Annotated in this window: 22 protein-coding genes and 1 riboswitch; of the genes, 11 read left to right on the top strand and 11 right to left on the bottom strand. The window is 54.4% G+C overall.

The window, feature by feature from the left end; translation table 11 throughout:
* Positions 1-100 precede the first annotated feature (100 nt).
* Positions 101-487: a VOC family protein gene (locus tag AC0YOA_RS33485; protein ID WP_475790272.1), complete on the top strand. Its 387-nt coding sequence runs from the start codon at positions 101-103 to the stop codon at positions 485-487.
* Between the two features lie 186 nt (positions 488-673).
* Here the strand turns inward: AC0YOA_RS33485 and AC0YOA_RS33480 are convergent, their stop codons facing one another.
* The 4 genes from AC0YOA_RS33480 to AC0YOA_RS33465 all read right to left on the bottom strand — a co-directional run bounded on the left by AC0YOA_RS33480 (position 674) and on the right by AC0YOA_RS33465 (position 5,228).
* Complete coding sequence (locus AC0YOA_RS33480) at positions 674-1,981, bottom strand: winged helix DNA-binding domain-containing protein (RefSeq protein ID WP_475790271.1); 1,308 nt, start codon at positions 1,979-1,981, stop codon at positions 674-676.
* Positions 1,982-2,091: 110 nt separating this feature from the next.
* Positions 2,092-3,459 (bottom strand): NADP-specific glutamate dehydrogenase, encoded by a 1,368-nt coding sequence (gene gdhA / locus AC0YOA_RS33475; RefSeq protein WP_475790270.1) that lies wholly within the window; start codon positions 3,457-3,459, stop codon positions 2,092-2,094.
* A gap of 58 nt (positions 3,460-3,517) precedes the next feature.
* Positions 3,518-4,525, bottom strand: coding sequence for a diaminopimelate dehydrogenase (locus tag AC0YOA_RS33470; RefSeq protein ID WP_475790269.1), 1,008 nt, complete (start codon positions 4,523-4,525; stop codon positions 3,518-3,520).
* Positions 4,526-4,796: 271 nt separating this feature from the next.
* Positions 4,797-5,228: a VOC family protein gene (locus AC0YOA_RS33465; RefSeq protein WP_379114237.1), complete on the bottom strand. Its 432-nt coding sequence runs from the start codon at positions 5,226-5,228 to the stop codon at positions 4,797-4,799.
* 194 nt (positions 5,229-5,422) lie between these two features.
* Here AC0YOA_RS33465 and AC0YOA_RS33460 point away from each other — a divergent pair, with 194 nt between their 5' ends.
* Positions 5,423-6,661, top strand: a complete 1,239-nt coding sequence (locus AC0YOA_RS33460; protein WP_475790268.1) for a multidrug effflux MFS transporter — start codon at positions 5,423-5,425, stop codon at positions 6,659-6,661.
* Between the two features lie 163 nt (positions 6,662-6,824).
* On the opposite strand, the gene AC0YOA_RS33455 is transcribed toward AC0YOA_RS33460, so the two are convergent.
* Positions 6,825-7,295 (bottom strand): SRPBCC family protein, encoded by a 471-nt coding sequence (locus AC0YOA_RS33455; RefSeq protein WP_475790267.1) that lies wholly within the window; start codon positions 7,293-7,295, stop codon positions 6,825-6,827.
* 210 nt (positions 7,296-7,505) lie between these two features.
* On the opposite strand from AC0YOA_RS33455, the gene AC0YOA_RS33450 reads away from it, so the two are divergent.
* Positions 7,506-7,808, top strand: coding sequence for a Dabb family protein (locus AC0YOA_RS33450; RefSeq protein WP_210046190.1), 303 nt, complete (start codon positions 7,506-7,508; stop codon positions 7,806-7,808).
* 92 nt (positions 7,809-7,900) lie between these two features.
* Here AC0YOA_RS33450 and AC0YOA_RS33445 read toward each other — a convergent pair whose 3' ends face one another.
* The 6 genes from AC0YOA_RS33445 to AC0YOA_RS33420 form a co-directional block, all read right to left on the bottom strand.
* Positions 7,901-8,860, bottom strand: coding sequence for an acetylxylan esterase (locus tag AC0YOA_RS33445; protein ID WP_475790266.1), 960 nt, complete (start codon positions 8,858-8,860; stop codon positions 7,901-7,903).
* 343 nt (positions 8,861-9,203) lie between these two features.
* Complete coding sequence (locus tag AC0YOA_RS33440; protein WP_210046188.1) at positions 9,204-9,362, bottom strand: hypothetical protein; 159 nt, start codon at positions 9,360-9,362, stop codon at positions 9,204-9,206.
* Positions 9,363-9,467: 105 nt separating this feature from the next.
* Positions 9,468-14,198: a DEAD/DEAH box helicase gene (locus tag AC0YOA_RS33435; RefSeq protein ID WP_475790265.1), complete on the bottom strand. Its 4,731-nt coding sequence runs from the start codon at positions 14,196-14,198 to the stop codon at positions 9,468-9,470.
* Between the two features lie 303 nt (positions 14,199-14,501).
* Positions 14,502-15,002, bottom strand: a complete 501-nt coding sequence (locus AC0YOA_RS33430; protein ID WP_475790264.1) for a C40 family peptidase — start codon at positions 15,000-15,002, stop codon at positions 14,502-14,504.
* 5 nt (positions 15,003-15,007) lie between these two features.
* Positions 15,008-15,161: riboswitch (cyclic di-AMP (ydaO/yuaA leader) on the bottom strand.
* Positions 15,162-15,558: 397 nt separating this feature from the next.
* Positions 15,559-16,374, bottom strand: a complete 816-nt coding sequence (locus tag AC0YOA_RS33425) for a hypothetical protein (RefSeq protein WP_475790263.1) — start codon at positions 16,372-16,374, stop codon at positions 15,559-15,561.
* A gap of 65 nt (positions 16,375-16,439) precedes the next feature.
* Positions 16,440-18,446: a M1 family metallopeptidase gene (locus tag AC0YOA_RS33420; protein WP_475790262.1), complete on the bottom strand. Its 2,007-nt coding sequence runs from the start codon at positions 18,444-18,446 to the stop codon at positions 16,440-16,442.
* 309 nt (positions 18,447-18,755) lie between these two features.
* Here AC0YOA_RS33420 and AC0YOA_RS33415 point away from each other — a divergent pair, with 309 nt between their 5' ends.
* The 8 genes from AC0YOA_RS33415 to AC0YOA_RS33380 all read left to right on the top strand — a co-directional run bounded on the left by AC0YOA_RS33415 (position 18,756) and on the right by AC0YOA_RS33380 (position 26,420).
* Positions 18,756-19,301, top strand: a complete 546-nt coding sequence (locus AC0YOA_RS33415) for a YwhD family protein (RefSeq protein WP_475790261.1) — start codon at positions 18,756-18,758, stop codon at positions 19,299-19,301.
* Positions 19,302-19,589 carry an S-layer homology domain-containing protein gene (locus AC0YOA_RS33410; RefSeq protein ID WP_475790260.1) on the top strand — a complete coding sequence of 96 codons (288 nt, stop codon included), beginning with the start codon at positions 19,302-19,304 and terminating at the stop codon, positions 19,587-19,589.
* Between the two features lie 205 nt (positions 19,590-19,794).
* Positions 19,795-20,307 carry a general stress protein gene (locus AC0YOA_RS33405; protein ID WP_210046182.1) on the top strand — a complete coding sequence of 171 codons (513 nt, stop codon included), beginning with the start codon at positions 19,795-19,797 and terminating at the stop codon, positions 20,305-20,307.
* A gap of 382 nt (positions 20,308-20,689) precedes the next feature.
* On the top strand, positions 20,690-21,721 hold the full coding sequence (locus AC0YOA_RS33400; protein ID WP_475790259.1) for a LacI family DNA-binding transcriptional regulator: 1,032 nt from the start codon (positions 20,690-20,692) through the stop codon (positions 21,719-21,721).
* Positions 21,722-21,819: 98 nt separating this feature from the next.
* Entirely contained in the window at positions 21,820-23,280 is a 1,461-nt protein-coding gene (locus AC0YOA_RS33395; protein WP_475790258.1) for an extracellular solute-binding protein, read from the top strand.
* A 58-nt stretch (positions 23,281-23,338) separates the two neighbouring features.
* On the top strand, positions 23,339-24,214 hold the full coding sequence (locus tag AC0YOA_RS33390) for an ABC transporter permease subunit (protein WP_210046179.1): 876 nt from the start codon (positions 23,339-23,341) through the stop codon (positions 24,212-24,214).
* A 3-nt stretch (positions 24,215-24,217) separates the two neighbouring features.
* Positions 24,218-25,090, top strand: coding sequence for a carbohydrate ABC transporter permease (locus AC0YOA_RS33385; protein ID WP_210046178.1), 873 nt, complete (start codon positions 24,218-24,220; stop codon positions 25,088-25,090).
* Between the two features lie 16 nt (positions 25,091-25,106).
* Positions 25,107-26,420: a CehA/McbA family metallohydrolase gene (locus tag AC0YOA_RS33380; protein ID WP_475790257.1), complete on the top strand. Its 1,314-nt coding sequence runs from the start codon at positions 25,107-25,109 to the stop codon at positions 26,418-26,420.
* Positions 26,421-26,718 lie beyond the last annotated feature (298 nt).

Genomic DNA, 26,718 nt, shown 5'->3' with positions numbered 1-26,718 from the left:
GAAGAGGTATAAGCCGCACAGGAATCAAACGCCTGCCCCGCTGACAGACGCCGCCTGCTATAATAGAATCAAGCAAAATAGAGGCAGAGGAGTGTTTATAATGCCTAAGCTGGTGCCTTACATTTTTTCTGAGGATGCGCATGCGCAAGGGAATTATTATGCAGAGGTTCTGCGCGGCGAGATCGTAAACTTGAGGCATTATTCCGATCTGCCGGATATGCCGCAGGAGATGCAGGAGAGAGTGCTCCATCTGGAGCTCAGAGCCGGGGATCTGAAGCTGTATATGGCGGATATGACTCCGGCAAGAGCGGGTAACCGGATTGACCTCACGCTCGAATGCGGGTCGGAGAAGGAGGGCACCGGTATATTCGATAAGCTTGCCCGGGAAGGGAAGGTTATTTTTCCGTTTGGAAGGATGCCGTGGGGCGCCTTGCTTGGGCGGGTGGAGGACCGGTTCGGCATTACCTGGCAGATTGCCGCCGACTGATGAAAGGTTTAGGCGGGCTTTGGCTAATACGGCTTAACCGCGCAGGAAGTCCGGTCCCATTTATCCTTAGCGTTGACGTTCTGGCTGTAGCTGTTATGGCTATTGCCGCCAGGTCGGGGAGTTTCTTCTTTACAAAGATCTCATGGGAGGATACGGTGCTGGCCTTTTGTCCAGATGCCCCTCACACTAATGAAATTGGATATCATGTTCGGCGGCGTCAGCTGCAGCGAAGCCCAGCAGCCGCTGGCCTTCCTGGGCAAGAGCGGCAAGGTCCTCTTCGGACAGCGGCTCAAAGGGCTCGATAACCAGAGTGGCGCTGTTCCGGCGGCGCTCTATTCTCCATACTCCCCGGGCCAGCCCGTCAACCAGTATCACAGCCCGAATGATTCCGTTGATGGTAAAGACCAAGGGCCGGTGCCGGTCGGCGATGATCCTGCTGCGGTCGGCATAGGATAGCAGCATGTTGTCGAACTCGCCGAGGAACCGCGGCGGAGCGGGCGTATCCGGGTCCGGCAGCGAAGCGTCCGGCAGGTCAAACAGCTCCCGGCCATGCTCGTCGCGGAATGTTCTTAAGCCGGGCCGCATAGCTTCAATGACCCCGCGCAGCCGGGTAAGGCCCGACCACACCTGCATATCCTGAACAGACGCGGGCCCGAATGCTGCCAGATAGCGCAGAAGGACATGGGCGACCGAAGTATTTTGGTCAAGCTCCTGTCCGAGCCAGGACTCTGCCGAGGTATGGGCAGCCTGCCCGCTTTCGCCCCAGATTCCTCTGGGCGGAATCTGGACGAGCGGCACCCAGGTGCGTGCGGCCGCTGCAAGGGCGCCGGGCTCGCGCCCGGGCCACCGCTCGCTGAGCTTTGTGCCGAGCTCACTGAAGGTCAGGGGATGCTCATCGGCCAAAGCCCGGGCGGCAGAGGCGAGCTCTTGCGGATCCAGCCCTGTCAGATGCTTGCCGTGGTTGCCCTTCAGTCCCCGTTCCAGAACAGGCTGCAGGAGAGGGCGCAATGCCAGGCAATCACGGGCGGTGACCAGATGGATCGTGGAGCGCATCAGGGCTATGCGCACGGCGCTCCGATCCCTGATCATCGCTGCCAGGTCGTCCTGATGGAAGCCGCTCAGCCGCGACCACAGCCCGATATAAGGCGGATTCGGCGCCTGGGCCTGCATGCCGACCAGATGCTCCAGAGCATCCGGAACAGACAGCTTCGAGCGTCGCAGCAGAAGCTGCCGCTCAAGCAGCGCCCGTCCCAGCGCCCGAGGTCCCAGCACAGCGGTCTTGCCGCCCGTACCCCGCCCATTAGATGCGCCTCCCGAAACCTGCGATCCCATCGTCAATCCAGTGGAAGCGGCTGAAGCCGGAATTGAGCCGGACAGATCGTCTGTGGGCGGATTTGATTGATCCGATGGAACGGTGGCGATGGCGGGCGGATATATATCGTTCTCTGATGCAATTTTACTGCTGTCTGAGGGTAATTCATTGTGTATGATCATTTTGGATAACCTCCTTGTACATGGCTCCCTACCTTTACAAGTATGAGTATATAACAAGAACCCTGACCACCTATTGTCAGGGTTCCCATTGAGGCTAATCAAATTAGAAGCTATACCACGCCTTGGTCGATCATCGCATCGGCTACTCTGATGAATCCTGCGATATTGGCTCCGGCGAGCAGGTTCCCGGGACGGCCGTATTTCTCTGCCGCCGCCACGCTGATATCATAAATATTTTTCATAATGACATGCAGCTTCGCATCGACCTCTTCGAACGTCCACGACAGGCGCATGCTGTTCTGGGACATTTCCAGGGAAGAAACGGCTACTCCGCCTGCATTTGCTGCTTTAGCAGGGCCAAACAACACATCATTGCTCAGGAATAAATCGATTGCATCCAGGGTGGAAGGCATGTTGGCTCCTTCGCCAACCGCTTTGACCCCATTGGCCACCAAGGTACCCGCCATCTTGACATCAATTTCGTTCTGAGTTGCACAGGGAAGCGCAATATCGCATGGAATGGACCAGATACCCTCACAGCCTTCGGAATAAGTGGCATCGGGGTGTTCATTCACGTATTCGCTCATGCGGCCCCGCTCCACTTCCTTGAGGCGTTTAACGGTCTCAAGGTTAATTCCGTCCGGATCATAAACATAACCGGCTGAGTCGCTGCAAGCCACGACATGGGCTCCCAGCTGCTGCGCTTTCTCAATGGCATAGATGGACACATTTCCTGAACCCGAAACGATTACCCTGCTGCCTTCGAAGCTCAGACCTTTGGAGGCCAGCATTTCTTTTACGAAGTACACGCAACCATAGCCGGTAGCTTCTGTCCGACCCAGGCTTCCGCCATAATGAATGCCTTTGCCTGTGAGGACGCCGGATTCATTGCCGCCGCGGATTCGTTTGTATTGGCCGAACATATAGCCGATTTCCCGGGCTCCCACGCCGATATCGCCTGCCGGAACATCGGTATCCGGACCGATATATCGATATAGTTCCGTCATGAAGCTTTGGGTGAAGCGCATGATTTCGTTATCCGATTTGCCCTTGGGATCAAAGTCGGAGCCGCCCTTGCCGCCGCCGATCGGCTGACCGGTCAAGGCATTTTTGAAAATCTGTTCAAAGCCCAAAAACTTGATTATGCTTGCGTTGACGGAGGGGTGAAAACGCAGACCTCCCTTGTAAGGGCCAAGCGCGCTGTTAAACTGTACGCGGTAGCCGCGGTTTACCCGGACCTTGCCGTTGTCATCAAGCCAAGGAACCCGAAAATAAACAACACGCTCCGGCTCAACGATCCGCTCCAGAACGCTGTGCTCCATATATTTGGGATGATGCTCAAACACAGGGACAAGGGAATCCAGTATTTCTTTGATTGCCTGGTGAAATTCGCTTTCATAAGGATTGCGGTGAATGACTGTTTCATAAACAGACTGGACATATTGTTGGGCTGAGGTTTGATTCACAGTAGTTATCAAGTAAACAGCTCTCCTTTTTTGGTAACTCCAGATTGGTAATGACAAGGTCCAAGGTTATTTACAGCAGTCCGCGGCGAAGCTCCTCCGGTGATTTGGGAGATAAAAGTCCAAAAGGAATATCGAATACGGTTTTGGCTCCGGCAACCCCTTCGCTGCTTAAGCGGTAAGCTGCCCGGGCATAGGCGACCAGGACGCTGGCTGTAAATTCCGGATTGCTCTCCAGCTTCAAGCCGAATTCCATAATTTGTTTCGTTCCTTCACCCGTGACGCCGCTGCGGATAACGAAGCCGCCATGCGGCATGCCCTGATGCTCCGCTGCCAGCTCCTCTTCAGTAATGAAGGTAACCGTGGTGTCATAATCGGAGAAATAGTTCGGCATGTTAACGATGGTTGCACGGATTTGTTCCTGATCCGCGCCTTCCTCCGCCACAACATAGCATTCTCTCAGATGCTTCTCCCGGGTAGGCAGCTCTGGTGTTTCCCCGGAACGGATACGGTCAATGACAGACTGAACAGGGACGGTATACTGGACTCCTGCCTTCACGCCTGCAACGCGGCGAATGGCGTCGGAATGGCCCTGACTAACGCCTTTGCCCCAGAAGGTGTAATCCTTGCCTTCGGGCAGGATCGCTTCGGCCAGCAGCCGGTTAAGCGAGAACAATCCCGGATCCCAGCCTGTCGAAATAACGCTGACGTTGCCGCCTTGCTTTGCTGAAGCATGCACGGTATCGAAGAATTCGGGAATTTTAGCATGGGTGTCGAAGCTGTCGACGGTGTTGAACATCCGTGAGATGAACGGGGTTTGCTCAGGGAGATCCGTTGCCGATCCGCCGCATAGAATCATGACATCTATATGGCCCTTGAATGCTTCGATCGTAGAAATATGTTCAAAACGGGTGCCATCTCTGCCTGCGTCTAATTGTTCGGGTTGTCTGCGGGTGAACACGGCAACCAGCTCCACATCCGGATTCTGGCCAATTGCTTTGTGAACCCCTTTACCGAGATTTCCATAGCCTACAATTCCGATTCTAATAACTTTTTGCAGAAAAAGCCCTCCTTGTGCCATACTTCAGATTTTTTTAAAGATCTTTATTCATTATAAAGATCTTACACGAAATGTAAACTATGAAGCTGTGAAAATGGCTAAAATAACGGTTAAATGCCATGGGCTGGGCGCTCTTTTTAATGAATTCTTTGTATCAACTGACAGATGCATTCCATTAAATTGCACCACCTGATTTTATTTGCCGCATCCTATACATAAACAGGCTCTGTCCTCCCGATGAAAGGAAGGCCAGAGCCTGCAGCTTGTCATTATGCAGATTGCTTTCGTGAGTTTATAGCGGATTCTCGCCCGTACTCTGGAACAGCTCGATAATTTCGCCGTCCGGTCCCTTGAAGAAGGAGAGGCGCACCGGTATTCCGCCAAGCACGGCATTCTTGGGCTCTACCGTAATTTCCATGCCCGCTGCTCTGGCGAGCTCTGTCGCGGCATCCACGTCATCCGAACGCAGGGCCAGATGGAGAAAAGCGCCTTCCGGTTTCGGACCTTTGGTTCCGCCTGCGAAGACCTCCAGATAATTGCCGTCGCCGGTATCGAGCATAATCGCCCGGCTGTCGCCTTCGCCCCAGCGGACCCTGTCCGTGAAGCCAAGAACTTCCGTGTAGAATCGTACGGTTGCGTCAAAATCATAGACCCGAATCGCGACATGATGAAAACCGCCGCCGCCTATTTTCGTATTGCTGCCCATAAGGCCACCCGCTTTCATAGAAAGTTAGTCCTTCCCTAGTATAAACGGTCCGGGTATGGATGCCAACGGGTTGGGGCTGGACAGCGGGGGAGAGGCATGATAGCATTCACGAACAAGGCCCATATGCATGGATGATTTCCGGGTAATTTCCAATCCGGAACGGGCGGGCTTCATCATACAATATCAATTGATAGGAATGAGTGAGCAGGGAAATGAACAATTCAACCTCTATAGCCAAAACAAACCAATCTACCAGCCGGCTGCGGCTTGCTATTATACTTGGCTCGCTGGCTGCTTTCGGACCGCTTTCCATGGATATGTATCTGCCTGCGCTGCCGGCTCTCGCTGCTGAACTGGGCTCCGCCACCTCTGTCACACAGCTGAGTTTGACCGCCTGTTTGCTTGGTCTGGCGCTTGGCCAGCTGCTTGCGGGTCCGGTCAGCGATGTGCGCGGCCGCCGGATTCCTCTTATAATCGGCGTTGCTTTATATGCCATTGTCTCTCTTTTATGCGTATTCTCCCCGAATATATGGGTCTTTATCGGGTTGCGGTTCATCCAGGGTCTGGCGGGCGCTGCGGGAATAGTAATCTCCAGAGCCAGTGTGCGCGACCTCTATTCGGGTGTGGAGCTGACGAAGTTTTTTGCCCTGTTAATGCTGGTCAATGGGGCGGCCCCCATACTGGCGCCGATTATCGGTGCGGAAGTACTGGAATTCACCTCATGGAGAGGCGTGTTCAGCCTGCTCAGCATCATCGGCGTGCTCATGCTGCTGGCAGTCCTGTTCGGTATGAAGGAAACATTGCCCGCAGAGCGGAGATCAAGCGGCGGAATGCGCCACACACTGACGACCTTCCGGCGTTTAACGCGTGATTCGATGTTCATTGGCTATGCCTTGACGCAGGGCTTTGTGATGGCGGCGATGTTTGCCTATATCTCCGGCTCGCCGTTTGTGCTGCAGGAGTTATTTGGTGTTTCTCCACGGATGTTCAGCCTGATCTTCGGCATTAACGGGGCGGGTATTATCGCGGCCAGCCAAATCGCCGGCCGTTTGGCCGGCCGGGTTCATGAGCGGAAGCTGCTCGGCAGCGGCCTGATGATGTCATCGGCCGGGGGAGCTCTGCTGCTGCTCGCTGCCGCGCTGCAGGCAGGGCTTTATATCGTCATTCCGGCCTTCTTCCTGGTGGTTTCGAGCGTGGGCCTGATTGCAACGACGACCACATCCCTGGCTTTGCAAAGCCAGGGCCAATCCGCAGGCAGCGCTTCCGCTCTGCTGGGAATGCTCTCTTTCATTATCGGGGGCGCGGCGGCTCCGCTTGTCGGTATCGGGGATAATCAGAACGCCTGGCCGCTGGCCATTGTCATGTCGGCTCTGGTAGGTGCAGCGGTGTTATGCTTCTTCTTCGTTGCCAGAACGAAGAAACAAGCTGCAGCTTCTCCGCACCCGCGATAAGATATCAGATACCAGAAACCCTGTCCGGCCCTGCGGCCGGACAGGGTTAGGCTTTATTTTACACGCCGGAATGTACGAGTTTCACAGTTATTTATTTCGATAAGGTCTAAGGGAAGAAATTTATTCTGCTGTAAAAGAGCCGGTTTTTCTTTTCTTCTGTTGCTCAAAGGATTGTGCCAGCCCCTGCCTCGAGTATCCTCTTCAGCTCCCTGTTCCGGTGCTCCAGGAATTTCTCCATATAGCGCTTTAATACAGCGCGTTCGGCTATCCGCCCGACCCACCCCAGCGGAGCTTCAAAATATAACGTATCCTTCATCATAGTGATGCCGCCATGCTCCTCAAAGGTATGGATATGCTTCAAATATTTGAAGGCACCCCGCTGCATTTCATCGACGAAGCGGAATGGCGCGTTGAATTCCGTTATTTTGGAGGTCAGGCTCTGCCGGATGCCGAAGTGGGTCGCCCGGAAGGTGACCGTCTGATGGGCGTCTATCGGCCCCGATGTAACGCCGCCGAACGCTTCTTCCTTCGTATGCTTCCATACTGTACGGGTATGGAGGCTGATATCTCTTGCCGAGTCGAAGCATAGCGTTATCGGAGCTTGAATGTCGATTTGAGTTTGTACCTTTACCATAGCGGTATTCGCCTTCTTCTCTTAAGGATCAGGATCGATCGAGGGCAGCCTTTGAAACGAGAATACTGATCCGCGAGGAGAAATCCATTCTGACCTTTTGGCCAAAAATGAATTCTGGAGCATCGCAGCTGTTTTTGTTAGAATGAGAGCAGTTGGTTTTTGTACACGCGCAAGCAAATTTCTATAACCAGACGAAGGAGCTGAACACAGATGACGCAAGAATGGATCCAGCATTCCGTTATTTTCAATTTGAAGCACAAGAAGGGCTCCGAAGAGGCCAGGCAGTTCCTTGCCGACGGTCAGGAAATTCTCAGCTCCATACCGGTTGTGAAAAATTTTCGCGTATACCGCCAGGTCAGCGCCAAGAACGACTACGACTACGGCTTCTCCATGGAGTTCGCGAATCAGGAGGAGTACGAAACCTATAACGCGCACCCGCTCCATACCGCATTCGTACAGGAGCGCTGGGTGACAGAAGTGGAGCGTTTCCTGGAGATCGACTACCAGCTGTAAGCACTTCACACGCAGCGCGCCGCAGCAGATTTCATATAAAAAAGAGCAATGAGCGAAGCCGGGCTTCCGTGCATAGCTCTTTTTTGCTGCTGTCAGCCTAATGTCCGCTGCAGAAATTCCATCACTTTGCGGCCGTGCTCTTCTCCGGTCTCATGGCCGTTAAAGGGATAATCGAGGATCTGCTTGCTGCATTGCAGCTTATTATAGACCGCATAGATCGTTTCGGGGATGCACACCGTATCCTTCCAGCCAACAGACATTAGCAGCGGAGCGGTGATGCGCGGAGCCAGATTCAGCATGTCAAAATGGGCCAGCGTATCCAGGACGCGCTCCAGCTGATGGGGATGCCGCTTCAAATATTGGGCAATTTCCGTCAGCGAACCGGTAGAATGCATGAGGCCGTAATCCATATGGCACATATTGGGGATATCGGCAACGACGGCAGCCACCTTGGGATTCAGCGCGGCTGCGAGCAGCGAGAGCCCGCCTCCCTGGCTGCCCCCGACAACCGCGACTCTTGCCGGATCAATCTCTGGCTGCTGCGCTGCGGCATTGACGCCGCGGACAGCATCCAGCGCCAGCGCTTGATAGTAGCTGTACTCCTTGTCCAGCACCCCCATGGATACCCAGCCTTTGGATGATCCATAGAGCTCCTTCATCTCGTTGCCGGTTTCTCCGCCCTGGCCTCTTGCATCCAGCGCCAGAACGGCATAGCCCAGCAGCAACCAGGCGGCATAACGCTCAGGCAGTCCGCGGTCGCCCGTATATCCCTGAAACAGGACGATGCATGGCGGCTTGGCCTTCCCTTCGGGCTGCTTGCGCGGTACCATAAACCAGCCATGAAGTGGCGTATGATCATAGCCTTTGTAGGTGAGCTTATCAACAGCAATAGTGGGAAACGGAGAGTCCTGTTTTTCCCGTTTCACCTCCAGCGGTCTCTCTGAATCCTGCCGCAGAACCGTTTCCCAGTACAGATCGAGCTGTGCCGGATCCATGGTGGAGGCTGGGGCATATTGCTCCAAATCCCTTTTACGCCGCGCTATCGCGTTCATCCTGATCTTCCTCCTTCAATTGGACATGCAAGAAGAGATGTGTTCGGCCCATAACAGACACGTATTTACAATAACATGATTGCTGGCGGCCGAGTAGACTTCTCTTTCAACCAGGTACTCCGGCAGGCTCTGCACGAGAAAATAAAAGAAGCCAAGCCCAGGTCCAATTGGACCCGAGCTTGGCTTCTTCGAATGCATAGAAATTATATAGCTAGAGCACCTATAAATTTCTATTATACGCTGCTTATATTTCGGAGGGAAGAAACCTGGCTTGGCCGCCAACGGACGGCGCAGCCGTTTCTTCTTATCCGGCCATTAACAAAGGCAGGGCAGCTTCTTTGTCCTAATCCTGATGTCTGGAGGGATCGGAGGAATTCTCTTCGAATACCTCTGCGGCTTCCTCCGCGGAGAACTCCGTATCTTCTTCCTCTGCGAGAGGCATTTTATTCAACTCCGTAGACTGTACGTCTGCTTTGGATGCTTTGTCTTGTGGGTTTGCCACGTAGACACCTCCTTTTTCAGTATAACAACAATCATTAGTTTTCCGTATTTTGGGGATTTTATGCAAACCTCCCATTCATTGAATTTCTCCCTGCGCGTTCTGCATTCAGTTAATATCGCTTGCCCACAAGACGAGCGCCCGATTGTCGCGTTCGGCGCCAAGAGCGCGCAGCTCGGCGGCCATATCCGATTCGGCAATGTCCTCGCCGTTCCAGCGTTCAATCTTGATCCTGCTCAGCCCCTGCTGGCGCAGTACGGTCCGGAACATATGCTTCAACAGATCGGGCATATCCACGGATTTGGTTATGGCTTTCGGCCGGGCAGAACCGGGTTCGGATTCGGGAGGAGATTCCAGCTCCACGATCCGGCGGCCATTGTTCTCGATCCAGAAGCGCCACTGGCCCCGGTATAGCACCATATAGTTGCCCCTCTTGCGGGAAAAGCTTGCCCCCTGGACGGCAGGCCAATCTGCGGCCAAACCAAAAGGATTGGCGGGATCGACGGCGGCGAGCACCGTGATGGAATCGCCACTACGGGCCGATACCGGCTCACGTACGGAAGCGATCTGCTCCCGTCTGGCAAACTGCAGATTAGGCACGCCCTCGACAAGAAGGCCGCGCGTTACCACGCCCCAATGCTCCAGCTGCCGCAGCACGGGCAGCAGCTCATCCCAGCTGAACGGCGAGAGATGCGAGACTAATTCCTTGGATATAATGCCGTAGCTGTCCAGTAAATGCTGTGTCCAGTACAAGGCAGGCTCAGCCCCGGCTTCAACCGCCGACGGATTCTGGGCAGCTTCGGGCTGCCCGCGGCCGGGCTCCGCGCTGTCATGATCGTGCAGGGAGCCAACCCAATACCAGCGCCCAAGGCCTGATCCGGTCTTGGCATGCTGTTTGCCCTTGGCGATCAGCTGCAGGCGCAGCGGCGCGAACTGGTCGTTCGAGACGCGGCCCTCCCACACCAGATCGATCAGGTCGGCCAGCAGCTCGGAAGGCGGCTTGCCATAGTCGCGGCTCAGCTTGGTGAGGAAGCTTGCCCCGCTATTTTGAAGCAGAGCGAGCAGCTTCGGGTTGCCGGACTGCTCAGCCGGCGGCTGCTTCACATAAGGCGTATAAAGCGGCTTTGCATCAGCGAGGAAAAAGGCGATTTTACCTTCCTTCTCGCCCTCATCCTTGCGCCCCAGCCACAGGACTTCACCGGATGCGCAGAGCAGATCCAGATCCTCCTTGCGGTAGCCCGTGATCCGGGCAGGGAAAATAATCGATTCCCAGTGCGATGCCGGCAGATAAAATCCCTGCAGCCGCTCAATAATAGTCCGCAGGCCGTCAATGCCGCTGAGCTGCGTCCCGGGCAAAGCATGCTGCAGCATCGACATATGCGCGCACCATCGAATCGGATCGACGGGCTCCGCCTGCTTGCGAGCCTGCTCCATGGTCAGCCGGATCAGCCGTTTAGCCACGCTCCGGCTCGTCCAGATCCGCTCGTCCCTGTCAGCGGCGAAGGGGGCCTGCTCGATAAGATCCAGCCGGATCAGCGCCAGAATAACATGCTCGGCATCCGTTGCAGTGAGGGCCGGATACCGCCCGCGGAGCTCCTCCTCGGTGAAGGAGAGTCGGTGCTGGGCGAACCGTCCGGCAACGAAGGCAATCGAGCCGTCCGTCCCGGGAAAGCTCTCGTACATATCATTCTCGTCCGTACAGATATAACGGACTTCCCCGCCGAACGTCATGGTCATCACGCTGCCCGATTGCTGCAGAACGTTAAGCCAATCCGAACAATCCCCGGCAGCGCCCGCAATTGCTGCGATTTCCCCGAAAGAAAGATCCCCCCGCCATTTGAGCAGCGTGTACAGCTCGCTTGAGGAAGAGGGGATGAGATCCCCGCTTTCCAGCCGCTTGGCCTCATCGTCGGCAATCAGCGGATCGATGGCCCGGCGCACGGCATCCTCGCCGAACAGCTCGCCTGCAAGCGTCCTGCTGACGCTCATCAGCTGCAGCTGCGTAGCTTCGCTTAAGCCGTCGCCTTCATAGATTTGCGCATTCACGTATTCCCACAGGAACTGCGCGGCAAAAGGCGACGGGTTATTCGTTTCCTGCACCACGATATCCATATATCCCGTCGAGATGTCTGTGAGCAGCCGCTTCAGGCCGTTGATATCCAGGTACAGATGAAGGCATTCCCGCATCGCTTCCTGCAAATAAGGAAAATGCTCCGCGTACGGCAGGGATTGCTTCAGCAGCTCTTCGCTGCGAAGGCGCTTCTGCCACATGGGCGTGCGGGTAAAGCTGCGCGAGAGCAGCAGGGACGTCTCGGCTATACGCCGGAAGGCGATGGCCAGCAGCGGCGATCCGGCGATCGCTTCCGTCATAAGCGGCTCGATGCTCTCCGGCGTGATATGCCACAATGTCTTCAGCCAGGAAGCATCCCATTCCGGCAGCACCAGCTCGATGCCGTTGTCTTTGGCATTGCCGTACATCTTGTAAGGAAGCAGCCGCTTGAACTGATGTTCAATGGCAAGCAGCCAGGTCCGGTTGATCCGGCGGCCGAACGGATTGTGGATAATAACCCGCGTCTGGTTCATCAGATCGCGGTAATGCTCAATGACGATCCTGCGGTCAGTGGGCAGAGCCAGCGCCCGGTGCTGGGATTTGGCAAATCCGATGAGCTCTGTCGCAGCATTTGCATCTAGTCCGTACTCCGTGTCCAGCCAGAGGATGGCCGCGATTTCCGATTCATCCGGCAGGGGCTGATCCGTCCCGCCCCCGCCGGAATTTCCCGGCAAAGAAACGGGCTGCACGCCGGTGTCCTCTTCCCCCCAATGCATGCGGGCCTCCAGCTCGCCCATGAATTGTCCCAGCTTTACGCCGAGCTCATAGCCCCGTCCCCCGGATTCCGCACGCCAGAAGGGAATTTCACTGAAGCGGTTCGGCGCTTCCCTCACATAAACCCGGTCGTTCTGGATGGAGCTGATCATCCACGAGGACGTGCCGAGCTGAAACACATCTCCAACACGGCTCTCGTGGATATATTCCTCGTCCAGCTCGCCCAGATGGACGCGGCTATCCGCGTGGTGAACCGGATACGCGGAGCTTTGCGGAATCGTGCCCGCTCCGGTGATCGCGGCCATGGCGGTATTCGCCCGCTTGCTGAGCAGGCCGCGGCTGCGGTCCCAATCCATAAGCGGCTTGGCGAAGGGATAAAAGCCGGCCAGCACCTTCAGCGAAGCCTCCAGGCGCCCCATTGGAAACTCGCGGTAGCATTCGCTCCGCGAAATAAGCGCGTGGAGGCGGCTAACCTCCAGATCCTCCGCCGCGACCATCGCTGTAATCTGCTGGGAAAGCACATCAAGCGGCTCCTGCGGCAGTACGATCTCCTCGATATCACGGCGTGTGATATCGCGGCAGAGCACGGCGGATTCCGGCAGCTCGCTGCGGCCGCGGGCCAGGATGAAGCCGCGGCTCACATCGCCCACGGCATGCCCGGCGCGCCCGATCCGCTGAATGCCGGCTGCGGCCTGCTTCGGGGAATCGATCTGAATGACCAGCTCGACATGTCCGACATCGATGCCGAGCTCCAGTGACGAGGTGGCCACGAGGCAGCGCAGCTCGCCTGCCTTGAGCATGTCCTCGATCGTTAGCCTGCGCTCGCGAGCGAGGCTGCCGTGATGGGCGCGCGCCATTTCATAGCCGGCATGCTCGTTGAGCCGGAGCACAAGCCGCTCGCACAGCCGGCGGCTGTTGACGAAGATCAGCACAGACCGGGCGTCGTTCATTAACTGGAACACCCGGTCAACGATCGGCAGCCAGACGGCTTCGCGAGTCTTGGCCGGCTTGCTGAGATCGGGCATCGTAACCCGAACCTCAATGGACTTTGACATTCGGCTCAGGACGACCGTAACAGGCCGCTGACTGTAGCCAAGCGGGTGCGGGTGCTGCCCGGTCTCTGCACCCACTCCGGCTGCAGGTGGCATGGAGCCGCTATTTTGTACGGAATCCGGTGTTGCTGAGGAGAGAGGAAGCCCGCCCGCCTTGTGCCCGGAGCTCGTATCCGCTTTCTGCGGGCTGACGGCTTCCTCCCGGCCGCCGGCCGCCCGCGGCGCGTCCGCAGCTGGATGGCCGGCCGCCGCATCGGCCCGCTGCTCCCAGCCTCCGAGGAAGCGGGCAACGCGTTCAAGCGGCTTTTGTGTCGCCGAGACTCCGATGCGCTGCACCGGCTTCAGGCATAACGCACTGAGCCGCTCCAACGACAGGGATAAATGAGCTCCCCGCTTGTCTCCAGCCAGCCCGTGGATTTCATCCACAATGACCGTTTCCACCGTCTGCAGCATGCCGCGTCCTTTCTCGGAGGTAAGCAGGAGGTAGAACGATTCAGGGGTGGTAACCAGCACATCCGGCGGATTGCGCACCATTCTGGCGCGCTCGCTTGAGGACGTATCCCCGGTCCGCACGGCTGAGCGTACTCCCGGCCAAGCAAGGGTCTCCGCCCTTTGATGCTCTTCATGGAAACGTTCAATAGCTTCCATGAAGCCGATGATATGGTACTGAATATCGTTATTAAGCGCCTTCAAGGGCGTAATATAGAGTGTGCGTACACCTGGCTTCCAGCTGCTGCCCGGGGCCGTGGCGGCGATTTTGCCCACTGCGATTCCGTTCAGGCAGGGCAGCAGCGCCGCAAGTGTTTTACCGGAGCCGGTCGGTGCTGCGATGAGCGTATGACGATTTTCCATGATTGAAGCCCACGCGTCCAGCTGAATATCGGTCGGCTCGCCGAAGGCCTGCCGGAACCACCCCGCAAGAGTCGGATGAAACACCTGCAGCGCAGGGGAAAGCTCTGTCATCACCTAACAGCTCCTTTCATTCATACATCAAGGTTGGGATTGTGGTTATATTATACCCATTTTCCCTCTGATTGCGAGATTCGCCGGCACCCTCCGCACTTCGCCCGGGTCTATAGGGTCCATTTTGATGGCATCCAGCATGCGCTGGACTGTTTGAATACCGGAACATACGGGGTATATATAGGTGCCGCTTCTTATTTCATACACCCAAATGAAAAAGCAAAAACCGCAGCTGCTTGTCCAATCGGACAAGCAGCTGCGGCTATGCATCAGCATTCGTTAGCGAATGCTTATCGACACTGATCAACCAGCGTCTTCGCTGTCAACCAATTCATCAGAAGGTTCGTCAGCGTATTTCTCGAATGTCTCAGGGCTCATTACGCGGCGGGCAGTAACATAGCGTTTAACGTAGTAAGAGTCACTGAGGCTGCTAATGGTAACGCCCTTGCTGGAGGAGGAATGAGCAAACTTGCCGTCTCCAACATAAATGCCGACGTGCGAAATGCCGCGACCATTCGTATTAAAGAATACGAGATCACCAGCAATCAAGTCGTCCTTGACTACTTTCTTGCCCAGCTTGGACTGAGCGGAGGATGAATGCGAGATCGAGACGCCGAGTTTGTCAAACACGTACATCGTAAATCCGGAGCAGTCAAATCCTTTGTTAGTCGTCCCTGCCGTGCGGTAAGGAGTGCCGATCACATCACTGATAACGCCGTCCATTTTGGAGTCTGCTAGTGCGCTCCCAACTTGGAATAAGAGTACCAATGCTAGACCGATGAGTAGTGCAGAAACTTTTTTCAAAAAATGTGACCCCTTCCGGTTGCCTGCGAGGTTAGCTGTGGGGTTCGGTTGAAGGCTCCCTATGATACCCTCTGACATTCGTTGCAGCGAATGTCGGGATCAATTCACCCAAGATGGTTCCCCCGCTTCTCATCCAAGAGAATTCGGCAATTTTTTCATGCTGGCATACTAATTCTGTTTTTTTAGCGAATCTCCTTCCAAATTCACAATTTGTTCACAAATTAGAATTATTAGAGTGAAACTTTTTGACAACTCGTCTCGTTATCTTATTGCAAAAAATGCGAAAGGTCCTTCCGGCATTTGCAGGAGCCTTTTTTTTGTGGTCTAAACTTGAGTCTCAAGTCCAGGCAGGGAGATGAACGCTTCCGGTTTCACCCGCATTATCGACAATATCTGACTGCGCCTGTTTCTCTAATTCGCCTTTCAGATGTCATATTTTCAAAACAAAGAGGGACCAACCGCATCATAACGGCTGATCCCTCTTTGATATTATAGATTCTTGCCGGCAGCTGAACCGACTTCTGCCTGCTTACTGTTTCACTAATAAGAGCGGTGGTCAGGTCTGCTTGGAATGCCATACTTCATATTGCGAGGCTACCGTCCAAACCTTCATAACCGTACGAATCAGATGATAGCTTTGGTGCAAAATGAGTGCAATCAATCCGGCCCAGAGCATGGAGGCCGAGGCCATAGTCAGACTGAGCGCCATTCCAATGGCCCACATTAGCAGCGAGATGCCGGCCAGCGGAATAAGATGCCGCACCCCGCCCCAGAATGAGCGAAGCGCGCCGTTTCCGGACACAACGCCGAACTGCATGGCGAGGAAGAGCAGGTGGAGCAGTGCCGCCCACACCAGCCAACCGCCGGCCCAGGGCCCGATCTTGTTGGCGATGTCCGCCAGACTGCCGCTGCTGAGCAGGGCATCAAGCGCTTTGGGCAGCAGCCACACGCCCGGAGCCAGCGTCAAGGCCGTTTCGATGCCGTATAGCAGTGCAATCGGCTTCCACGCCGTGCGGATTCCTTTGATAAATCTTGTGCCGTTCTCATCCTGGGCATGATGCAGGGAATGGAACAGCCCGGCGTTCAGGAACGGGGTCAGGAGCATGCGCCCGAGCAGCAGACTTGCGAAGAGCCAGATATAGGGACGAATGAGATCGGTCTTGAGCAGCTGGAACTGCGCCTCCGTCAGGAAAAGCGCCACAGCTCCGTCCGAGGGTGCGCTGTCCGGGTAACGCTTCAGCAGCGGGACCATAATTCCTTCAACCGCACGGTAGAGGAAGAAGCCCCACAGCAGCTCATACAGGAACAACATAATAATGATGTAAAAATGCTTCATCGTCAGATGCCAGCCTTGCTTCACATGATGGTTCATGCAAGCCTTCACCTCCTTTTTTCTCCATTTGTGCGATGGGTACCTGCCGGCCCCAGGTCGCCAGGCTACCAGGCAAGGGAAGTGAAGATCCCCTCCAGCAGCTTGGCGACGCCAATGCTCCAGCGCGTTTGTACCTTCTCCGGAAGCTCGGCTTTCATGAAATTGTTAATATGCTTGTTGTCGAGCACGTTCTCATTCTGCGGATCAATCGCTGCCCAAAGCAAAGGAGAGGAATGCACCAGCTTATATTGAATGTGCATCTGCGCCGCATCCCAAACCTTCGGCAGGGTCGTCCCGTCGGCAAACTGGAAAACAATCGGGACAGGTCCGTAGCTCCCGCCATTCTTGCGGATCAGCACGGTTGACTCATACTTCACAGTGCCGTTTTCCTTCACAGGCTTGACCGCAATCGATTCAACCGAATAGTCGGACATCTGATTGCCGTAGACAAACTGGCTGAAATAATCGTTCCACTTGGTCTTGGTGACCTGCTCCACAACATGCTGGAAATCCGCCGTGGACGGATGCTTGAACTTGTATTTCTGGAAGTACGTCCGCATGATCTTGCTCATGATCTTCGGACCGACCTGTTTCTCGATGCCGAACAGGACGAGCTTGGCCCGCATGTACACATTTTCCGCATAATGATTATGGCTGTGGTAGGACCAGGAAAGCTGCTTGAGCGGTGCGGGATCGGTCATGTAGCTGGCTTCTACAGGAAGATTGGGAGCTACGCCGTATTCGCTCTCCATCACCTTGTCCTCAGAGTAGGAGGTGAAGCCTTCATCCAGCCAGGCTTCTTCGAACTCATTGGAGGCGACCATGCCGTACCAATATTGATGGCCGATCTCGTGAACGACGGTGCGCTCCAGATCGTAGCCGGGATTGTCCGTCTCGGCGGCGAATGAAGTGATCAAGGTCGGATATTCCATTCCTCCCGCCCCGTTGCCGCCTTTGGGGGGGACGACAATCGAGAGTGTGGAATAGGGATAAGCCCCGTACCACTGGGAATACTTGGCCAACGCTGATTTGGCGGCATGCATGTAGCGGTCCTTGAATTTGGCATGCAGCGGGTCGAGGTACAGCTTGATGCGGACACCGGGGACATTGTCGGTCGAGAACGGTTCTTCCGCATAAACAAAGTCGGGAGAGGCGCTCCAGCCGAAATCATGCACATCGTCTGCATAGAAGGAGAAGATTTTCCGGTTGTTGTCGGCTGCGGCAGGCTTCGTCTGGAATCCGGTTGCGGCAACCTTGTAGGAGGCGGGTACATTGATTTTTACGCTGTAAATGCCGAAGTCGCTGTAAAATTCAGAGTTGCCGTGGTACTGATGGGCATCCCAGCCTTCGGTCGTTCTTCCCCTGGTCCCTACCGTCTCATAGGCGGCAAGCTTCGGAAACCATTGGCCGGCCATAACGAAATCCCCCATGTAGCCCATCCGTGCAAAGACTTCCGGAAGCTTGACCTCGAAGGCCATTTTGAGGGTGACGCTTCTTCCGGGCGCTACCGGCTCGGGCAGACGGAGCTTGGCCAACGTTTGGTCATTCGCATTGCCGTCATCGGGCTGCACATAATGAAGCCTTGGCAGAAGGCTGTCATTCTCGCTGGTGACCAGCGAATTGATCCGCATGTAGCCGAGGCTTGCTTCCGTGGCCTTGTCATTCCTGAGCTGGCCGCCGGATTCGCGCATGAACGTCGAGTCTTTGGACTGGAATGCGTTGGGGTACAGGTGAAAATACATCTCGGACACCTGCTGTTTGCCCGGGTTTGTCCATGTGATCGTCTGCAGACCCTGCAGCGTATGCGTATCTTCCTGCAGCCGGACATCAATCTGGTATTCGACGACCCGCTTGCTGAGCGGCGCATCCGGCCCGGGCTGCACCACCGGGTCGGGTTCCGGCATATTGATGCGCGGCGGGGGTGTCTTGGGCGACGTATCTGTTTTGTCGGGGGCAAAAGCATACGTATATTGCGAAGCCCAGGCATCCCCGAATCCATACTGGGCACTCACGCCGAGCAGGACGGCAGCTATTGCAAGGAGCAGCAAACGTTTGGTGTGACGTGGCGTCATTGAACCATTCCCTCCCGTTGACAAGCATCTACAGCATGTATATGTTGGCTTTTCCCGGATTATTAGCTAAAATGGAATTAAAGTGTGGACAGGCGAAGAAGCCTTGTCGGACGCGGGATTTGGAATCATTGGCGAGCATGCGCGGCAATAAACGGGCGATGCTTTTAAAATATAAGAAAGTATAAGATTTCATCATACTTTGCTTATATTTCTGAGGGAAGAAACCTGGCTTAACCGTCAGAGGGTGGCGGCAGCCGGTTTTTCCTGGCGGCATATACGGGCTTGCAGAGAAGGAGAGTGGAACCACAGATGACCGAACAGGATCAAGGACAGGATAAGAACCCGGAACAGGCGGCGCCTGCGCCGGAGAAGAAAGAGAAGAGGCAGCTCTCGCTCAATGTGGTGAGCAACAAGGAGCATCGGGGCTTCGGGGCGGGAACGATCGACCTCAGCGCGGTGTCATGCATCATTATCGATCAGGGCGAGGCTTATATTGATGTAGGCGCCATGCACGCCAAGAGCAAGGTGGAGAAGGGCATCAAGTTCAGCCCGGATAAAGAAACGGTACCGAACGGTCGTCTTTGCTGGATTGTGTGGGTAGCGGTTGACAGGAATGAGGAAGGCTCTTATTATGCGGGAGCGACGGCCTGCCCGATGCTCGTGGATACGGAGGCGCGCCGCGGGTGGAAGATCCTCGCCCAGCACGTGAACAATCTGGACTATGCAATCAAGCGGCGCTTCGTGCTGAGCGAGCTTTCAGCCGAGGAGAAGGCTGCGCTGCGCAAATTGCTGATCGCCAACAACGAAGAGTGGTGGGACCGCTCGCCGGAAGAGCTGAAGCAGGGGCTGGCTTAATTGAAGCAACAGCTGCAGGCGGGCATCGTCGCTTGGCTTTCAATCCAACGCGTAACGCTCCGCGGCGCTGTTATGCTCATGAAAGCCTATGAGATTGCGGCAGGTGCCTCTATCAGCAAGGTACAATCCGCTGGCTTCGCCGACAGGATGTCGATCAGCGAATGGGCCAGGGATTATGTGGATGCGGCCTATAATCTGGGTTTTATCAATGGCCAGGGAGAAAACAGATTTGCTCCCCAAAGCCCTGCAACCCGGGCAGAAGCGGCGCAGATGATTGCCAAACTTTAGTTTTTCTCAAGGATTGCAGATAATCGTTTTATCTTAAATATCGATCATGAACAATCGCGCACCTCCGCTTAGGCTTCTTGGAGGTGCGCGATTTTTTGGTTGTTAAAAAGCGGCGTTTGTTTGAAAACCTGCCACCCCGTGTAATTGGAAATAGAAAGACTTTTCCAGATTTAGGGTTGACTAATGAATAGGAGGCGTTATAACCATGGATAAGAAAATTGTAGGCGTGTTCAGTACCCATGAAGAAGCGGTAAGAGCGATCGACGATTTGAAAAGCCAAGGATATTCCTCTGATGATATTTCAATCGTAGCCAAAAATAACGAGGTCATGGAGGAGATTTCTGAGGAGACGGCTACCAATGCGGAGACCGGATTTGCAGCGGGAGCCACTACGGGCGGCGTGGTCGGCGGCGTGACCGGACTCCTGGCGGGGCTGTTTTTGATTCCCATTCCGGGTATCGGCCCAATCCTCGCGGCTGGCCCAATTGCCGCAACATTAACGGGTCTGGCCGTTGGCGCGGGTGCAGGCGGAATCGTAGGCGGCCTGATTGGACTGGGAATTCCGGAGGACGAGGCGAAGGAGTACAACGACTACGTGGACAGCGGAAAAATCCTCGTCATGGTCGATTCGGATGCGCAGCGGGACTTGCGCGCATATGATACGTTCCGTACTCATAACTCCTTAAATGCCCACAAGTACAACAATTACAGCCGTTAAACCCGGTTATGCTTATTATATGAAAAGGCGGCTATCACCGGTCCTCTGGCGGCTAAGTTTGTTTCTTCACCTGAATAAAAGCCATCTATTATGCCCTATTGCGGCAGGATAGATGGCATTTTTTATGCGGAAAATCTCCAGTTCATTAAAACGGTTTAATGATTATTTTCCCTTTTTTTTACCCGGTTACCCCTCGTATAGAAGAAAAAACCACTATTTAAAGAGAAATTTCAGGTCCTTTACATAAAATTCATCTCTAATTGAAACCCCACTAACAAAACCGGTTTAATCTTAAGCAGTCCGAAACGAAAGATTATTCTACTTTATCGTTAAGAAAACATGTACAGCGTGAATGCTGCAGGGAAAGCGAGGCTGGATATGGTTGGCAACTATAGATGATGTTGCGAAGGCGTCGGGAGTTTCAAAAGGGACTGTGTCCAACGTCTTCAGCAAGAAACGGCCCATCAGCAAAGCGGTATCCGAGCGGGTGCTGGCCGCTGCCAAGGAATTAAATTATAAGCCGAACTACTGGGCGAGAAGCCTGGCGAACCGCTCCACACGGATTATTGGACTCAACATGATGGGGGAATCCGCCAAATTCAGCCAGTTTCACCTGTCCTTATTGAATGGTGTTTTACGAATTTGCTACGAACACGGCTACCGCTTACTGGTCAATACGCTGTCTCCGGATTATTCGAGCCAGCTGGAGAACATCGCGTCGAATCCCGTGGATGGGGAAATTGTACTTGATCCGTCCGTTGGAGACACACGCGTGAAAGATAAAATGGCGGAAGGAGTGCCTATTGTCCTTGTCGGACGTCCGCCGATTTCTTTCGAGGCTCAGGTAAGCTACGTGGATAATGACAATGCAGGCATGGCGGCCCAGGTTACCCAATACCTGTTGTCCATGGAGCACCAGGATATTTTGTTCCTCAATGCTGCTCCGGGGCGGACGGTTGCAGAGGACCGGGAGTTTGGATACAGATCGGCCTTTCGTACGAAGGAACTCACTCCCGAGCCAAGATTACTGCTCAACATACCGGTGCCAGGGCCTACATCTTATGAGTTCGGTTACCGGATGACGCTCGCCAAGCTGAAGGAGTTTCCTTCCATCACGGCGGTCATCGCCGATACGGACGTTATGGCGCTTGGCGTTTATAAGGCAGCGGAGAAACTGAATTTGCGCATACCGGAGGACCTGTCGGTATTGGCGTTTAGCGATGATTCCGTATTTTCCCCGGAATTCTCACCTCCTTTAACAGGAGCCAGACTCCATTCCGAGCAGCTTGGCATCGAAGCGGCCCGCCTGCTCATTGAACAGCTGACGAAGCCAACGAAAACAGCGAAGAGGGTCTTGGTGCCAACAGAGCTGATACTGCGCGGTTCCTGCGCGGCGGCCCGCAAGCCAATATAGACAGATAGCTTAAATGCAAGCTTACAAAAGCCCGTTAAATGCTTTGCGATAAAGAATCCATTCCGTTTAACAGAAACTTTTAGGAGGAAAAAAACAAAATGAACAAGATGATGAAGACCGCTTCTGCACTGGCACTGGCAAGCACACTCCTGCTCTCCGCCTGCGGAAACGCCAATACGACGAATAACGCCGCCGGCAATTCCAATTCATCCGGAAATGCGGCAGCGAATAACAGTGCAGCCGGCAATTCAACAACACCCCCTGCCGGGGACATGAAGCTGCGTGTTCTGACCGCTAATGTTGGCGGCAAAACGCCGGACGAGAACGTGAAATTCGAAGAAACCATCAAGGCGCAGACAGGCATTGAAGCTACTCTGGAGAAGCCGGCGAGCGACTACGACCAGAAGGTGCTGACGGCGCTGGGCTCCGGTGAGAAATACGATCTGATTGAACTAAGCGATCTGGGCAAATTAAGCGAGTTTGTCGATCAGGGCGTGGTCTCCGATCTTACGGACTTCGTCACATCCTCTCCCGTTCTTTCCGATCCGAAGGTAATTCCTGCAGCAGAATGGGATCAATTAAAGGATAAAGACGGCAAAATCGTAGCTGTTTTCTCCAAGTTCCAGGGCGGGACGATGCCGATTATCCGCAAAGACTGGCTGGACAAGCTGAAGCTGTCCGAACCGAAGACTCTGGATGAATATTATAACGTGCTCAAGGCCTTCAAGGAGAAGGATCCCGATGGCAACGGCAAGGATGACACATATGGACTCAGCACATCGGGACTTTATGACATTCAAGCTTTCATGAGCGCTGCCGGCCTCAAATACCGGTATGTGATGCAGGATGGCAAGCGCACGATTCCTTATGCGACAGAAGCGGCAATTCCGATGTACGAGTGGTTCGCGAAGCTGACCAAGGAAGGCATTATGGATCCGAACTTCATTACGAATGATACAGGTAAAATGCGCAACCTGTTCCTCGCCGACCGCGTCGGTATGGTCACTTACTGGGATGCATGGGTGGGCACATTCAACAACCTGCGCCAGCAGGAAGATCCGAATACAACATTCGAAGCAAAAGGGATCGCGAGCATTCCCGGTCCTGATGGAACGATCATGATGCGCCGCGGCGACCCTGATTTCTGGATCATCCCAAGCAATGCCGAGCATCCGGATGCGGCCAAGAAATTCCTGGAGTACTGGAATTCGGAGGAAGGCATTGCGCTTGGCAGCCTTGGCGTCGAGGGTCTGGATTATACGAAGGAAGGATCGACGATTACACTGACGGATCTGGGCAAGGAGCATAGCATGGATCACGGCGTGCCGTTCTGGTACAACGAGAATGTGAAGCCGGCTTTCCCTAAGCTGCCGGGCGTACAGGAAGCACAGGATCTTGTGAAGCAGTATGCGACGCTTGAGCTGGCGCAGCCGGGCTGGGCGGACGCGGAGAAAATCATTCAGAATTATGCGCTCAAAGCGATGGCGGGCCAAATGCCGGCAGACGAAGCAGTCCAGAAGATGCACGATGAATTGTTAGCCAAAAAATTAATCGACTGATAGACATAACACCGCAATCATCATAAAGCCGGTTTGAAGGATTGGACGTGTTAAAGAGATGAGAAACATCCGAAAATATGGGGCTCTTTATCTCATGATGGTGCCGGTAGTGGTCTACTTTCTTCTGTATGGCTACTACCCCCTCATCAAAGGGCTGCAGATCAGCTTCCAGGATTATAAACTGATGGGTGTTCGGCCCTACGTCGGCTTTGATAATTATAAGCTGGTGTGGGCTGACCCCTCCTTCTGGGAGGCTTTCTGGAATACGATTATCATCGGCGGCGGTATTCTGCTGCTCAGCTTCATCGCTCCCCTGATAATCGCTTTATCTTTGAATGAAGTGCTGCAAACCTGGTACAAAAAAATGGCGCAGCTGATTATTTATATTCCTCATCTTCTCTCATGGGTCGTCGTTGGGGGCATCTGGATCTTCCTGCTGTCTCCCGATAACGGTCTGGTTAATCTGCTGCTTGGCAAGCTGGCCGGCATTGCGCCGATTCATTTCCTGGCGGAGTCGAGCTGGGCCCGCTGGATTATGATCGTGCTTGCCACCTGGAAGGACATGGGCTATTTCTGTATTTTGTTCCTTGCAGGTATCATTTCCATAAGTCCCTCACTGTATGAGGCGGCCCGGATGGACGGGGCTTCAAGGTGGCAGCAGCTTTGTTATGTCACCCTGCCCCAGCTCAGCGGCACGATGAAGGTTATTTTTTTGCTCAACACATTGGGTATTCTGCGTATTTTCGATCAGGTATTTATTCTGCGCAACCCGTCGATTGCGACCAAGGTTGATGTATTGATGATGTATACCTTCCAGAAAGGGATTCTGGATATCAAGATCGGCCCTGCGGCAGCGGCGAGCTTCTTTGTTGTCCTGATGACGCTTGTGCTCACATTAATTGTCCGCCGACTAACGCGTTTTGATGAGGTGTAAACCATGAATGGAGAACGATTTGACCGACTGGGCTGGAAAAATAAATGCTTTGACGCACTGAATATTATTTTTCTGCTTGTTCTGATGCTGACGATGATTATTCCGTTCCTGAACGTCATATCGCTGGCGTTTTCCTCCGGACTTGCGTCCATGCAGCCGGACATTATCCTGTTTCCGAAAGAATTCAGCGTCGAAGGCTTCACCATAGTTTGGAAAAGCCTTGATATTTGGCGGCCGCTGATGAACAGCGCGATCGTTACCGTGGTTGGAACTGTTTTGCATGTGCTGCTGTCGGCGCTTGCGGGCTATGTATTGATTCATCCGCATGTGCCCGGCCGGAAGGTAATGGTTACGTTTATTCTGATCACCATGATGGTGCCGCAGGAAGCCGTCATGATTCCGCTGTATGTCGTGAATAAGGATTTGCATTTGATTAATACGTTGTCTGTACTGGTTTTGTCGGGCCTCGTGTCCGGCTTCTCCATCCTGCTTATGCGTAATTTCTTTATGAATGTTCCCTATGAGATGTCCGAATCGGCCAAGATCGACGGCGCCGGGGAATTCCGTATTTTTCTGACGATGTATATGCGTCTGGCCACGGCAGGCCTGGCTACGGTCACCCTCTTCGAGTTCGTCGGACGCTGGAATATGTTCACCCCTGCGGTCATGTTCATTAATGACAATATGAAATATACGCTGCAGGTGGCGCTGAAATCGATGATTATCGATACCAGCTCCGTATCCAGCAATTATCTGGTGACGACCAATGTGCGGATGGCGGGCATTCTGATCAGCATTATTCCGCTGCTCGCGGTTTACCCGTTTGTGCAGAAATATTTCATGAAGGGCATTATGCTTGGAGCGAACAAGGAATAAAGGAGGAGAGGTTATAGTGGCAAAATCATTCACGCAGCATGAAGCGCAGCCGGGAACCCTTCATTTGATTCAAGAACGGTTTATCACGAAGGAAGAGGAGCAGACTTATATAGAGGTTCCCTTCGAGGTGGCAAATGAGCGGTTTGAACGGATAGAAATCCGTTACCACTATGATAACCGTTCCGCTGGTTCCGTTGTCGATATCGGCTTGAAATCACCGGAGCGGATTGTGGGCTGGAGCGGAGGCGCGCGTGATTCCTTCTTCGTCGGTGTGGAGAAAGCAACCCCCGGTTATTTGGCGGGGCGGCTGCCTGCCGGAACGTGGGCGGTACTGCTTGGAGCGTACCGCGTGCCTGAGGCGGGCTGCAGAGTCACGGTGGAAATAACCGCCGTGCCCGCTTACAGCCGATGGATGAAGGGTGATTTGCATATGCACACCATTCACAGCGATGGCAGCTATACCGCTGACGAGACGATCGAGCTGTGCGCCCAGCGCGGCCTTGAATTTATCGCTCTGACGGATCATAATACGGCATCGCAGAACCGCTTTACGCTCGCCAATGACGACCGCCTGCTCTTGATTCCAGGCGTGGAGCTGACAAGCTACAGAGGGCATGCCAATCTGCTCGGCCAGCTTGATGCGCTCGGCGATTTTCGCGTTCTGACGCCGGATGTTGCTGCTTCGGAGCTTTGGAAGGCGCGCGATAAGGGCGCGTTCGTATCCCTGAACCATCCGTTCTGCGATCTCTGCCCTTGGGAGCTTGGCTTCGATGTTCCTTATGACGCCATCGAAGTATGGAATGGGCCCTGGCGAGAGCTGAACGAAACGGCTGTACGGTGGTGGCAGGAGCAGCTCAGCAGGGGAGAGCGTATTGTGGCGCTTGGCGGCAGCGATACGCATCGCGCCGAGCGCTTCGTCATGCACGGCAGACCGGTGTCCTCGATCTGGACCGAGTCGGAGACAGTAGAGGGCTTGCTGAATGGCATACGCAAGGGCCGCGTAGTGCTGTCCGCGGATCCGGATGACAGCTTCATCACATTGTCATCGGGCATGCAGGGTATCGGCGATACGATTGCCCCGGTGAGTCCTGCGGCAGCTGTGCCGCTGCTTATTGAAGCCAGCAAGCTGCAGGGAGACCAGATCAGTCTCTGGTCCGACCGGGGCGTGGAGGCCGAATGGACAACGGATAATGAGCAGGCTGTTTTCGCCTTCGATGGGTCGGCAGACCGTTTATTCTACCGAGTGGAGTCCAGGCGATATATTAAGGAAATGGAACGCACGGTTATGACATGTTTGACCAACCCAATCTATATAGGCAGAAGCATCTAGAACTCCGGTTGACAATCGGCTGCGCTTGAGGGAGCTCTTCGATATTCGATCGTTACTGTCGCTTGATCCTTGAATACGGGTATCCTGAAATGGCGGAGATTCCGCTGTCACGGGACGGCGGACAGTTGCTTCCAAAGCAGGCTTCCTGCACTGGCAGTTTTCCTGCAAAGTGTGTTCTGCCGTTCGATTTATAGGTCACTGCATGCTCCCGCCCGCTCCGCTGCTCCTGAACATGAAGAAGGTCTCCTATGGCAGGAGACCTTTTTTGAATTCACCAGCACAAATTTTGCCTATACTC

The sequence above is a fragment of the Paenibacillus sp. JT22N12 genome, from assembly GCF_056269365.1.
The sequence above is the reverse complement of the archived record's forward strand: the minus strand, read 5'-3'. Positions and strand labels throughout refer to the sequence as shown.